The sequence below is a fragment of the Mucilaginibacter sp. BGA-UO-ETr-C110 genome (genome assembly GCF_059567985.1).
In genome coordinates, this window is the sequence record NZ_JCAQPB010000002.1 from 5,679,909 (window position 1) to 5,692,870 (window position 12,962).

General features: G+C 43.0%; 12 protein-coding genes. 7 read left to right on the forward strand and 5 right to left on the reverse strand.

The window, feature by feature from the left end; genetic code table 11:
* Positions 1 to 46: 46 nt before the first annotated feature.
* The 6 genes from AC57BQ_RS24460 to AC57BQ_RS24485 all read left to right on the forward strand — a co-directional run bounded on the left by AC57BQ_RS24460 (position 47) and on the right by AC57BQ_RS24485 (position 5,641).
* Positions 47 to 301, forward strand: coding sequence for a hypothetical protein (locus AC57BQ_RS24460; RefSeq protein WP_496408744.1), 255 nt, complete (start codon positions 47 to 49; stop codon positions 299 to 301).
* Positions 302 to 355: 54 nt separating this feature from the next.
* Positions 356 to 1,090 (forward strand): acyl-CoA desaturase, encoded by a 735-nt coding sequence (locus tag AC57BQ_RS24465; protein WP_496408745.1) that lies wholly within the window; start codon positions 356 to 358, stop codon positions 1,088 to 1,090.
* A 384-nt stretch (positions 1,091 to 1,474) separates the two neighbouring features.
* Positions 1,475 to 2,731 carry a pyridoxal phosphate-dependent aminotransferase gene (locus AC57BQ_RS24470; protein ID WP_496408746.1) on the forward strand — a complete coding sequence of 419 codons (1,257 nt, stop codon included), beginning with the start codon at positions 1,475 to 1,477 and terminating at the stop codon, positions 2,729 to 2,731.
* Between the two features lie 277 nt (positions 2,732 to 3,008).
* Positions 3,009 to 3,593, forward strand: coding sequence for a DUF4142 domain-containing protein (locus tag AC57BQ_RS24475; RefSeq protein ID WP_496408747.1), 585 nt, complete (start codon positions 3,009 to 3,011; stop codon positions 3,591 to 3,593).
* A gap of 498 nt (positions 3,594 to 4,091) precedes the next feature.
* On the forward strand, positions 4,092 to 5,111 hold the full coding sequence (locus AC57BQ_RS24480) for a Gfo/Idh/MocA family protein (protein ID WP_496408748.1): 1,020 nt from the start codon (positions 4,092 to 4,094) through the stop codon (positions 5,109 to 5,111).
* Positions 5,112 to 5,152: 41 nt separating this feature from the next.
* Positions 5,153 to 5,641, forward strand: a complete 489-nt coding sequence (locus tag AC57BQ_RS24485; RefSeq protein WP_496408749.1) for a TlpA family protein disulfide reductase — start codon at positions 5,153 to 5,155, stop codon at positions 5,639 to 5,641.
* A gap of 104 nt (positions 5,642 to 5,745) precedes the next feature.
* Here the strand turns inward: AC57BQ_RS24485 and AC57BQ_RS24490 are convergent, their stop codons facing one another.
* From AC57BQ_RS24490 to AC57BQ_RS24500, 3 genes are all read right to left on the reverse strand, one after another.
* Entirely contained in the window at positions 5,746 to 6,717 is a 972-nt protein-coding gene (locus AC57BQ_RS24490) for a transglutaminase family protein (protein ID WP_496408750.1), read from the reverse strand.
* Between the two features lie 15 nt (positions 6,718 to 6,732).
* Positions 6,733 to 7,668, reverse strand: coding sequence for an alpha-E domain-containing protein (locus AC57BQ_RS24495; RefSeq protein ID WP_090472688.1), 936 nt, complete (start codon positions 7,666 to 7,668; stop codon positions 6,733 to 6,735).
* A 138-nt stretch (positions 7,669 to 7,806) separates the two neighbouring features.
* Complete coding sequence (locus AC57BQ_RS24500) at positions 7,807 to 9,255, reverse strand: circularly permuted type 2 ATP-grasp protein (RefSeq protein ID WP_496408751.1); 1,449 nt, start codon at positions 9,253 to 9,255, stop codon at positions 7,807 to 7,809.
* A gap of 261 nt (positions 9,256 to 9,516) precedes the next feature.
* On the opposite strand from AC57BQ_RS24500, the gene AC57BQ_RS24505 reads away from it, so the two are divergent.
* Positions 9,517 to 9,882, forward strand: coding sequence for a hypothetical protein (locus AC57BQ_RS24505; protein WP_496408752.1), 366 nt, complete (start codon positions 9,517 to 9,519; stop codon positions 9,880 to 9,882).
* Between the two features lie 61 nt (positions 9,883 to 9,943).
* Here the strand turns inward: AC57BQ_RS24505 and AC57BQ_RS24510 are convergent, their stop codons facing one another.
* Both AC57BQ_RS24510 and AC57BQ_RS24515 read right to left on the reverse strand, forming a co-directional pair.
* The gene (locus AC57BQ_RS24510) at positions 9,944 to 11,074 is read right to left on the reverse strand and encodes an acyltransferase family protein (RefSeq protein WP_496408753.1); all 1,131 of its coding nucleotides are present in this window, start codon (positions 11,072 to 11,074) and stop codon (positions 9,944 to 9,946) included.
* A 107-nt stretch (positions 11,075 to 11,181) separates the two neighbouring features.
* A complete protein-coding gene (locus AC57BQ_RS24515; protein ID WP_496408754.1) occupies positions 11,182 to 12,951 on the reverse strand; it encodes a RagB/SusD family nutrient uptake outer membrane protein in 1,770 nt (589 codons plus the stop codon).
* Between the last annotated feature and the right edge of the window lie 11 nt (positions 12,952 to 12,962).

The window sequence follows — 12,962 nt, forward strand, 5'->3', positions numbered from 1 at the left end:
TCCATCGCACCCCTCCCGTGGGGAGGGAATTTAATCTGCGACGAGTATGCATCATAAACAACTTGTCATCCTGAGCGATAGCGAAGGATCTTCTTCAACAGGCATGACGTACAATAGATGCTTCACTGCGTTCAGCATGACAAATAATATTAAAGAGCTTGTCATCCTGAGCGATAGCGAAGGATCTTCTTCGCCATGCCCATCATCCAATAAAAAACTTTCCCCTGATAAACACACAACCGCCTTTTTTGCGTTAGATAGTAATCATTCTGAAACTGTAAAAACTTTATTTGGGTTTTAATCGTATCTTTGGAAAGATTATAAATAACATTCAAATTCTAATTCATTCAATTCAGTGGTAATCATAATATTCTTTATAGCGCACTGGTTTTTGTCGCTATTCTTCCAAACGTTCTTTTTACACAGGTATGCTTCTCACAAAATGTTCACTACTAACAAGTTTTACGAAGGGACATTTTACCTGCTTACTTATATCTGCCAGGGCTCCTCGTTTTTAAATCCAAGAGCTTATGCCATCATGCACCGCGAGCACCATGCTTACAGCGACACCGAGAAAGATCCGCATTCACCACACTTTTTTAAGGATGTTTTTCAGATGATGATCTACACCTCAAAAAGCTACAGCATGCACGTTAAAAGGTTGTCAAATCCCGAAGAGCGTTTTAAAGGAAACATCCCCGAGTGGCGTTTTGTTGACTACGTAGGTTCGTCCATGGTGTCACGTATATCATTTGGTATCCTGTATATCGCTTTTTATGTGGTTTTTGCCACACAATGGTGGATGTACCTGTTAATCCCGATCCACTTTTTAATGGGGCCTATTCATGGCGCTATTGTAAACTGGTGCGGTCATAAATACGGTTATGCGAATTTTGACAATGGCGACAAATCAAAAAATACTACCCCTTTCGATTTCTTAATGCTGGGCGAATTATTTCAGAACAATCACCACAAAAACCCAAACAGGGCCAACTTTGGCGCCAAATGGTTTGAGATAGATCCAGTTTACCCGGTGATGAAACTGATGCACTGGATGCGCATTATCAAATTAAGAAAAGCGTATTTATAAGCTGAAAGCCGAAGGCTCAAAGCTGAAAGCGAAAAGTAAGATCTCCGGATGTTACTTTTCGCTTTTTTGTTTTATATAAAAATAACGTCATTGCGAGGTACGAAGACAACCGACCGAAAGGAGCTCATTAATACAGATAAAAACAATCAAATATTAATAATCTCTATGCTATACAGAGCCGCTCTGTAAATCGGGGATTGCCACGCTACGCTCGCAATGACGCTTCTTTTAAGAACCTAACACAGATCGGGTGAGTCTAATCGTCGTTTTTATAGCTTTATGCCTTAAGCTTTCTGCTTTCTGCTTATTTTCGGCTTTCCGCTTTCAGCCTTTCGCTTTCAGCTTTTCCCCGTATATTTGCCGCTCATAAAATTCATATTTCCAATGAGTATTTCCGTATTAGCTCAAAATCTGCGCGGCTCCGAGATCATCAAGATTGCAGGCGAGATAAACGAATTGAAAAGACAAGGCCAAAACATCGCCAATTTAACCATCGGCGATTTTGACTCCAATATTTATCCTATCCCGGCCGAACTGAAGGCTGGTATTGTGGAGGCGTATAACCAAAACCAAACTAATTATCCACCGGCTGATGGGATGCTGAACCTGCGCCAGAGTGTTTCGGCTTTTTTAAAGAAGAGCTTTAACCTGGACTATTCGGCCAATGAAATACTGATCTCTGGCGGTTCACGTCCCTTGATCTATTCTACCTTTCTGGCGGTTGTTAATCCCGGCGAAAAAGTGGTATTCCCTTTACCATCATGGAACAATAACCACTACAGCGATCTGTTAGGCGCCGAAGCCATCATGATACCAACTACTGCCGAAAATAACTTTATGCCTACTGCCGACGAGATCCGTCCGCATTTAAAAGGCGCGGCATTGCTGGCTTTATGCTCGCCATTAAACCCAACCGGTACCATGTTTGGCAAAAAAGACCTGGAAGAAATTTGCGACCTGGTTATTGCCGAAAATAAAAGTCGCCCGGCAGGCGAAAAACCATTGTACCTGATGTATGATCAGATCTATTCGCAGCTGACCTTTGGCAGCTTCGAGCATTTTGATCCGGTTACTTTGCGTCCGGAACTGAAAGACTATACCATATTTATTGATGGCGCTTCCAAATGTTTCGCTTCAACAGGTGTAAGGGTAGGCTGGGGCTTTGGTCCGGCACATGTTATCGATAATATGAAAGCTATTGTAGGCCACATGGGGGCATGGTCGCCAAAAGCCGAACAAGTGGCTATGGCCAGCTTTATTACCAATGATGCGGCGGTAGATGCTTATCTGACAGACATCAAAGCTAAAATTCAGGCCAGTCTGAATACGCTGCACGAAGGTTTCCAGGCATTAAAAGCCGAAGGTTTCCAGGTAGATTCGATCCAGCCGATGGGAGCCATCTATTTGACCTTAAAAATTGATTACGCCGGCAAAACCACACCGGACGGAACCGTGCTGAAAGACTCGGCCGATATCAACTTTTACCTTATCAAAGAAGCCAAGGTAGCCCTGGTGCCGTTCTCGGCCTTTGGTACAGGCGATGATGTAAACTGGTTCCGTGCCTCGGTAGGCGCCAGCACCCTGGAAGATATCCAACAACTGATCCCACGCGTAAAAGCCGCTTTGGCAAAGTTGAAATAAAGGATTTATTTATAGATTTAAAAAGGCCATCATGCTTGCATGATGGCCTTTTTTTACACCTCTTTCTCTGTGCGTCATTGCGAGGTACGAAGCAATCTCTATGCTGTACAGGGCGAATTTTCATAACCGATCTGCCTACGTAGAGATTGCTTCGTACCTCGCAATGACGTGGTAGATGTAGTGTGTTATTTGTATTAAATTATTTTACAAATAAGAAAATGAAACTTATGTGAGTAAAAATTGTTGACTATAAAAACAATATAAACACTCACTTACTATGAAAAGATTAAGTTTAATGATGATGTTCGTGCTATCGGCATGGATGTTCCAGGCATGTAATAATGGTACCAAAACAGATAGTAAAGAAAGCGCTGACAGTGCCAATCATACCAAAGACACCACCACAAGCGGCGCTACAGGCATCGCGGTAGACCAGGGTGATTCTAAATTTGCAACGGATGCTGCCAATGGTGGCCTGGCCGAAGTTGCGGTAGCCACAGTCGCGGTGCAAAAAGCCATTAATCCGAAAGTAAAGGCATTTGCCGAAATGATGGTAAAGGACCATAGCAAAGCTAATGAAGAATTAGCCGCTATCGCCAAAATCAAAAACATCACCCTGCCTGCCGCGCCAAGCGAAGACAAGCAAAAAGAGCTGGCAGATCTTTCGGCTAAATCAACCACCGATTTTGACAAGGCCTTTGTGGATGCTATGGTTGATGGACATAAAAAAACCATCGCGATGTTTGAAGATGCTGCCAAAAACTGTAAAGATGCCGATCTGAAGGCCTTTGCTACTAACACACTACCGATTATAAAAGGTCACCTGGCCGAAATAGAAGCCATTAAAAAAGGATTGAGATAAAAATAGATGTGCGGATGTGCAAATTACAGATGTGCAGATGATTTGTTTCATTTCAAATGTTCTGATTTACACCGGTTATTTTGACTGTTTTATAGGGAAATAAACCGAAATAATTGCGTATCTTTAGGTGTATCACCTCCACGGCCCTGCTTGCTTTGAAAAATGTAAGCAGGGCCGTTTGGTTAAAGGAATAAAAAGGGTAAAAAACAACCTGTTTTTTATTTAGTTCATTGAAAATCAATAATCTAATACTTTTTAAAGTTTTTAAAACACGTTAAAACCGCGTTAAAATTTGTTAAAAAGTGTTAAAATAGATGATTTTGAATGAATTTTGAGCTTTTTTTACACCGTTTTTGACCAGAAATTTGTTAAAATTTGAGGGTTAAAAAGTATTTTTGAGATACACGTTGTTTGATTTTTGTAATACGACTAAAAAACTAAACAGGCAAAAGCTTTCGGCCTTCGGCATTGAGCTTTTGGCTTAAATAAATTCTATCTATGTCATCAAAACCAATCGTTACCGGCCTTATGGCCTACGGCATGTCGGGCCGGATATTTCATGCGCCATTTTTAACCACTAATCCGGGTTTTACCTTTAAAGCTGTTGTTGAACGCCACGAAAAAAAGGCCGGAAAGGTTTATCCTGATGTGATCAGCTATAATACCACCGGTGAGCTGCTGAACGATGCTGAAATTGAACTCATAGTCGTAAACACCCCGAACAATACACACTTTGACTATGCCATACAAGCCCTCAACGCGGGCAAGCATGTGCTGATCGAAAAGCCGGCGGCGGTGACATCGGCAGAGGTGAAAACCCTGTTCGACCTGGGTAAAAAATTGAATCTGAAGGTGATGATCTATCAGAACCGCCGGTACGACAGTGGTTTTATATCGGTAAAAAAGGTGATTGAAAGTGGTAGGCTGGGTGAACTAATTGAAGTGCATTTCAGGCTGGACAGGTACCGCATGCCTATTGGACCTAAAGTATTTAAGGAAACCAAAGACACCCCCGGAAATGGGCTTACCTACGATTTGGGCGCGCACCTGGTGGATAATGCTATCAGCATATTTGGCAAACCGCTGAGCTATGTAAAAACAACAGCCTCGCACCGCCCAGGTTCGCAGGTAGATGATTATTTTAATATCCATTTATCATATCCTAACCAACTGAACGTATACTTAACATCGGGTTTGCTGATAGCCGAACATTTACCCGGCTTTGTGATCCACGGAACACTGGGGAGCTTTGTAAAGCTGCGTACAGATGTGCAGGAAGCGCAACTGGATGCCGGCATGAAGCCAACCGATGATGGTTTTGGTATTGAACCCGAGGGCAGCGAAGGCAAACTGGTGCTGATGGGAGTTGATAACCAGAAAACCGTAGAGTGGGTTGCGTCAGACAAGGGTAATTATAATGGTTTATTTGACGCGGTTTATCATACGGTACGCGAAAATGCGTTGTTCCCTATAACCGAAGAGCAGATAGCCTGGCAGCTGGAATTGCTGGAAAGTTAAAAATATCGTAAATATGCTTAATGAAATACTATATTAATCTAATGAAAAAGATATATCTGTTCCTTTGTTTGCTTATCGCGGCTGGCTGTACACAGGCCCAAACCCTTGGCGCCAATACGGGCATTCCGCCATATCATATATTGACTACTGATAGCGTATACGTTACCCCGGCCAATTTGAAAAAGAACAAACCTGTGATGCTTATCTATTTTTCGCCAGATTGCGGCCATTGCCAGCATTTGATGTATGACCTGAAACCGCAGTTAAAAAACCTGCAGAATATGCAGATAGTGCTGATCACTTTTGTAACGCAATTGAAAGCCATACAGGTTTTTCAGCGCGATTTTGACCTGGCCAAATATCATAATATCACTATTGGGACCGAAGGATATACCTACCTGGTGCAAAAATACTTCCAGATAAAAAATACACCATTTATTGCCATTTATGACCGTAATGGTAAGATATCAAAAACCTATGATAGGGTGCCAACTATCCCGGTATTGGTAGCCTCTGCTAAGAAAGTATAAACCGAAGATGTGCGAATGTGCAGATTTTAGATGTGCAGATGATTGGAAGATTTTCATTCACTTTTTCATCTGCATATTTGCACATCTGAAATCTGCACATCAATTCACTGCTGCTGTTGTTGTTGCTGTTGAATGATCTCCATATGGCGCTGATAACTGTTTTTGGTGTATTCCGTCACGGGTTGCAGCGGAGCGGTTTCATGGATAGCATTATTATAGTAAGCAGGTGAGTTTTCATCATCAACCGATACTGAAACCTCCAGTTTATGTCCCGATGAGCCTTTGTAAACACCTTTTACGGGTGAGCAATCCGGGAAACTACGACCAACAGCCAGGCGTACATGAGTTTCATTAGCTACGCAGTTATTGGTAGGGTCGATGCCTAACCAGCCATAATCCGGAATATAGGCTTCGGCCCAGGCATGGGTGGCGCCCTCACCACGCATGGCACTGCTATGGGTACATATATAACCACTCACGTAGCGTGCCGGTATTTTGAGCGAACGAAGCATCACCATTAAAATATGAGCAAAATCCTGGCAAACACCAGCCTTTAATTTCCAAACCTCGTCGAGCGTGGTTTCAACGGTAGTAACACCCTTGATATATTCAAAATTCTGGTACACATAATTGCAAAAACGGAGCGCTATCCGGTAAGGTGTATCGTCCTTTGATCTTTCCTGTTCTACAATAACCTGTAGCTCGGGCAGGCCTTCAAAATACTCCTGTTTTAAGAAATCAATGTAGGGCACCATGTATTGCAGGCGTTTCAGATCTTCCCACTGCTGTTCGGGGAAAATATCGTTCACGGGTAGGGGGCGTTGGCGGGTGATCACATCCAGCTTGGAGTTGATGGTTAGCTGGGAATGCTGTTCGCTATAAGTAAAACTGCCTACCTCGTTGCCATAATAATCAATATGGGTGTCAACAACCGGGTTGCCGGTTATATGCAGTTCCTGTTTTACTACATCCTGATACTCATCTTTTATGGGGAAAAGAATGATCTGATTGGCACTGTCACGTACCAGGCTTTCGTAAGTATAACGGGTTATATGTTGTATTTTAAATTCAGGCATGGCGTTCAAATTAAATTATGAATTGGCAAAATAGTACTCATTCAGCGAGTTGCCTACGTTGTATAATTCAGTCCGGATCTGGGTGAGAAATCCGTGCAGGCCTTCCTGTTTGATGCTGCGTACCGAACTGTACTTGATGCGACTTTGTAAGCGTCCTATCTGGAATGACATTTCCCGGTAGGTATCCACATTGGTATCGTTTTTCAACCTGTCGAAATAGCGCTGGATATTGTTTACCGAATAAATTACCGACCGCGGGAAATCGTTGTTTAAAACTACCTGCTCCAGGATGTTTTCGGCCTCAAAACCTTCGCGATAGGTTTTCAGGTACAGCTCATAGCCGCCTAGGGAAAGCAACAGGTGTTTCCAATAGGTGGTGTCGGTGAGCAAGTTGGGATTGTCACTTACCGAGCTGAATTTGGTATCCAGGATATCGACCGATTGTATGGCTCGCTCCAGGTATTTGCCGATGTTCATAAAGCTGCGACCTTCGCCACGTTCCATCGTGATCTCGACGGTGCCGTAATAGAGCATTACCTGTTTTATTAAAATATCGAGTACGCCGATAGGGTCTTCCCGCTGCAGGGCCCGCTCTATGCGCGGATCTTTTACAGCATGATAGTACTCGTTGAGGCATTGCCACAAGTCCTTGGTGATGTGTTCCTGAACGCCACGGGCATTTTCACGGGCCAGCGTAATAATATTCAGTATGGAATTTGGGTTGTTTTTACCCGTAACCATATATTTTAAAACCGACCGGCTATCATTATCCAGGGTGTCAGCGTCGGTCTCATGCAGACCAACAAATATCCTGATCACAGGCTCCCAGGTAAATTCCTGTACGGTATCCTGCGATGAGGCATAGTTTATTTTGAGCATCCGCAGCATACCGTCGCTGCGCTCAATATAACGGCTTAACCAATAAAAACTTGCTGCAACCCTGCTTAACATATATCTTTTTATTTCGGATATCGAATTTTCGATTTCGGATTTATTTTCAATTATTTATTGTGCCGGATTTACGGAGTTTAGAATTAGGAGAGTAATGGACAACCACCAAATCCGAAATCAAAATTCCGAAATCCCAAATCAGGCCAGCACCCATGTATCCTTGCTGCCGCCGCCCTGTGAGCTGTTCACTACCAATGAGCCTTCTTTAAGGGCCACCCGTGTTAAGCCGCCAGGAACTATCTCAATGCCGTCCGGGCCATAAAGGGCATAGGGACGAAGGTCGACACGGCGGGGCTTTAATAAACCCTGCATGTAACAAGGTGCCGCCGAAAGACTAATAGTTGGCTGAGCAATAAAATTGCGCGGATCTTTCAGGATCTCTTTTTTATAGTCGTCAATTTCCTGTTCAGTAGCGGCATGGCCCATGAGCATACCATAACCTCCGCTGCCATTGGTTTTTTTAACCACCATGTTGTTCAGGTTTTTGAATACATGTTCGCGTTCATCAGGGTTACCTAATTGGTGCGTGGGTACGTTTTTAAGGATCGGCTCTTCGTTCAGGTAATAACGTATCATATCCGGAACGTAGGCGTAAACCGCTTTGTCGTCGGCAACGCCGGTGCCTATAGCGTTTACTATGGCTACATTGCCTTTGCGGTAAGCACCCATAATGCCGGCAACGCCCAGCATGCTTTCCGGGTTAAATACCAGCGGATCAAGGTACTCGTCGTCAACGCGGCGGTATATTACATCTACCTGCTGCAGACCGGTGGTGGTTTTCATGTATACCTTATGGTTGTTCACCACCAGGTCACGGCCTTCTACCAATTCAACGCCCATGAGGCGGGCCAGGGTAGTATGCTCAAAATAGGCCGAGTTGTATATGCCCGGGCTTAGCAATACGATAGTTGGGTTTGATATTTGCCTGGGCGAAAGCGCCAAAAGGTTTTTATACAATATGGTTGGATACTCGGTTACACTGCGAACCCCGCATTGCGGCAGCAGATCGGGAAACAAACGCTTGGTGATCTCGCGGTTTTCGAGCATATAGCTTACGCCAGATGGAGTGCGCAAATTATCCTCCAGTACATAAAAAGTACCATCCTCATCACGAATCAGGTCGATGCCTGATATGTGTACGTAAATATCATAAGGTACTTTGAGCTGGTACATCTCGCGCAAAAAATGCGGGCAAGAATAAATAATATCAATAGGTACTATGCCATCTTTTACAATAAACTGGTTGTTGTATATGTCCTTCAGGAACAGGTTAAGGGCGGTAAGCCGTTGTTTGATGCCTTTCTCTACAAAGGCCCATTCGCTGGCTGTAATAATGCGTGGGATGATATCAAAAGGGAATATCTTTTCGATACCCTCGCCGCTGTTATAAACCGTAAAAGTAATACCCTGGCTCATGAAAAGGCTCTTGGCCAATTCTTCTTTTTTGTTCAGATCATCGGCCGATTCTTTTGAAATATATTCGATTACTTTCAAATAATGGTCGCGAACGCTGCAATTAGCGCCATACATTTCGTCCCATACGCCGCTAATGGGGTCGTATTTATTAAAATAAGCTGATTCCTCCATATAAAATCGTAATAATTAGAAATCTACCAATCAGTTATTTTTAAAAATGTAATTTATGAAGTGTTTTTGATAAAAAAGCAAATTTTTATTAAAAAAATTCAATTATTTATATCAAATTTTCATTTTAGATGAATTTATGCTTGATAATTTCATTTTTTAATTCTTTATATATGTAGTTATTGATTTTTATGCAGAAGAATTATAAATACAGTAATTGAAATTAATGATCGGCGGAGTTTTATCTTTACCTTTTTTAAGATAATGATGGATTTTAAGATCACTTTCCCGTCCGGATATAACGAGGTCAACGAACTTGATGGCAATATTGATGTACACATTGTGCTTGAAAGCGGCGATGTGTTGGTGGCGACCTTATTTACGTTGGCTAATATTCAAAAAATGATCACGCAGTTTAATTCGGCAAGTTTCTGGGCCTCTGATATGATCATTGTTAAAAACCTGAGCCATGAAACGATAAGGGATGCCATACAGGAAATAATTGATGATGAATACCTGGAGCATGCCTGTACTCATATTGGCAGAGTAGAAAAACGTTACCCGGGGATGTCGTTCGAACAAATACCCGATATGGCCGATGGTTACAAGCTTATTGCAAACCGGGACTGATACAACAAGGGGCAGCCGTTGATAACGGCCACCCCTTTAGCAATATATTTAGGTTGAAAATTTAAACACGGATATAGATCTTCTTTTTATCCAGTATCCAGCCTACACACCAGCAAATAAGCATATAGCTTATGGCAAACAACAGTGAGCCGATAGCTCCCGGGGCTATTACCTGGTAAACAGAAGTATTGATCCAGTCATAAAAGCTGGTTCCTTTTACGCTGAGCATATAAAAGAATATCACCAGTATTTCTGACAGTACATAAATAGGCAGCGGGTTTTTACCCAGGATAGTAAAAAAGCGTGTCCAGTTCCCTTTGTTCCAGTTATTGATCTCGAGCGCGTAAACAAGGAATGAAAGGATCACCAAATCGAGTCCGGTGGTAACCAGCACAAAGGAGCTTGTCCACAATTTTTTATTGATCGGGAATACCATGTTCCAGCAAAGGGCCAGAAATATGAGCAACGTTCCGGTAAGCAACATTTTAGCAATGGTGTCATAACCCTTGCCTTTTTGCTGTATGAACTTACCTGCATAATAGCCAATAATTACATTCACGATAGCGGGCAGGGTACTCAGGATGCCTTCGGGATCAAAGGCTATTTTTTCACCATGATACATATGGCTATCGCCCAGAATAAACTTATCCAGGAATATGCCTGCATTGCCGGTCATACTCAGGGGATCATTAGGGTCGCCAAAAGCCAGCAGCAAGATCCAGTAGCCAACTAATAGCAACACAGATAAAATAACCACCGATTGCTTCGACAGAAAGTGGATCATGAGTGACGCAAAACAATAACACAAGGCTATGCGCTGTAATACACCCATGATGCGGGTATCTGCAATAGGAGATAAGGAAATGTGGCCGCCCTTGAAGTTAAAAAACGGGAACCAATACATAAGGTAACCTATTAAAAAAATAAGCAGGGTACGTTTAAATATTTTGCCTAAAACTGCGGCATTGCCCATTTCCTGATAGCGTTTCATCGAGAAGCTCATGGCGTTGCCCACCGCGAACAAGAATGAGGGAAATACCAGATCGGTAGGGGTGAAACCATGCCAGGCCGCGTGTTCAAGCGGCGAAAATGCAGCCGCGCCACTCCCCGGTGTATTTACTATGATCATAAAGCAGATGGTCATACCGCGAAATACATCCAGCGATAAAAACCGCGTTGATGATTTATTCATAAAAATTAATATTTAGGTTTTGAATGCTTAAAACAGGAGAGGTGATAAGCGATGGTTAAAAAACTTACCGGAATAATACGTCCCGGTAAGTTTTGGTTGAATTTTTATTAATATCCAGAGTTTTGTTTAAGTACCGGGCTGCCACCACTTGCGCTTAAGTCAATTTGCCGTTGCGGAATAGGGTAGTAATCGTTTTTGCCTTTAACATACTTTCCACTTCTAAGGTCAGTTGTCACGGTATTTTGGTATTTAAAATAATTATTCAGCTCGGTATCGGCAATACCCCACCTAACCAGGTCAAAAAAGCGGTGGCCTTCCATGGCTAGCTCAATCTTACGCTCAAAGTAAATGGCTTTTAAAGCATACGCCTGACTTGAAAATGCACCACCTGGATACGGGCTTACTTTATAATTAGCCGCCGGTATATTTGTAAAGCCCTTGGTAGGATTTGCAGGATCTATATAAGTATGTACAAAGCCAATTGGATTTGCCGCCCTGTTACGTACCTGGTTCACATAATCCTCTGCCTTGGCCAAATTGCCCTGCTGAGCCTCAACTTCGGCAGCCATTAAAAGCACATCGGCAAAACGGATCACGTTATAGTTAATAGCTGAGCCTGGAGCCCAGGAGTGGTTATCCCCGTCGACGTCTTGTGTTCCATTCCAGTAAACGTTTTTTATTGGCGAATACGGGCCGGCATAACTTTGATCTCTTACCCATGAATCGCCGGGATGTACGCCCCAGTCAAGATATGGAATGCCACGGCGGCCTGCTGTCCAATCCAAACGTGGGTCGATGTTACCCGCATCAGGTGTAAAATCTGCCGAAGATGGCAAATGCATATCATTTTTTATAGCGTGACTGTTAAAATCATCCAGGTAGGGCAAACCACTATTATCTGTACGGAAGTGATTTACCAGATCGGCAGATGGCTGATAAAAGCCGCAGCATGGAAATGGGCTGTTTGTGCCGTACGGAAAATTCAGCATGTCGCCATTATTGGCATTGGTAGGGCCGTCCGGGTCAACATTGGCTGCCATTTGTATAGCAAACACAGCTTCTTTGGAGTTTTCAGTTTCCGGCGTAAAATTGTCATCAAACTTATCATTCAAGCCATATTTAAGACCATTTGAGGTCACCCCATTCAAAATAACATCATCAAATACCGTTTTTGCCTGTGGGTATTTTTGCTCGTATAAATAGGTTTTTGCCAGGTAAGAGCCCGCGGCCCATTTATTTACCATGCCAACGCTTGCTTGAGTAGCTGGTAGGTTTTTATAAGCAAAATCAAAGTCGGCTTCTATTTTTGCCCATACATCGGTATTGTTGGGCTGATTAAAGTTAGTAGTAGTTTCGTCGATATAAGGTACATTCTTGAAGACCTTTCGCAGATCAAAATAGTAATGTCCTCTTAAAAAACGAGCTTGCCCAATAATATTTGCCTTTTCCGCATCGGTAAGGGTGGTTACCTTGGCAACCACTTTTAAAACATTGTTAGCCCTTGAAATTCCTTCGTAATCAGCCTTCCATTTACTGTTGTAAAAAACGTTGGTAGGATCACTATAAAATTGCATAATAGGCTCAATCTCAGATACGTCGCCCGCTATACTGCCTTTGTTGGCATCGCCGCCGGCCACACCGCCTAAAACCCAGTTATCCGGTGAGGTTTCCCAGGGATTGCCGCCGCCGATGGCCGAAGTGCCTGCCATGCCGTCTAAAGCAGCATACGTGCCTATAAGAAGGCCATTAACGCCATCCTTTGTTTGAAGCAGTGGAGACTCCAAAGCTCCCAGAAGAGGCTTATCCAATGATTTTTTACATGAACTGATTGATACGGCAAGAGCCATACTTAAAGCGATATATATTTTTGTTCTCATTGTAATCGTGC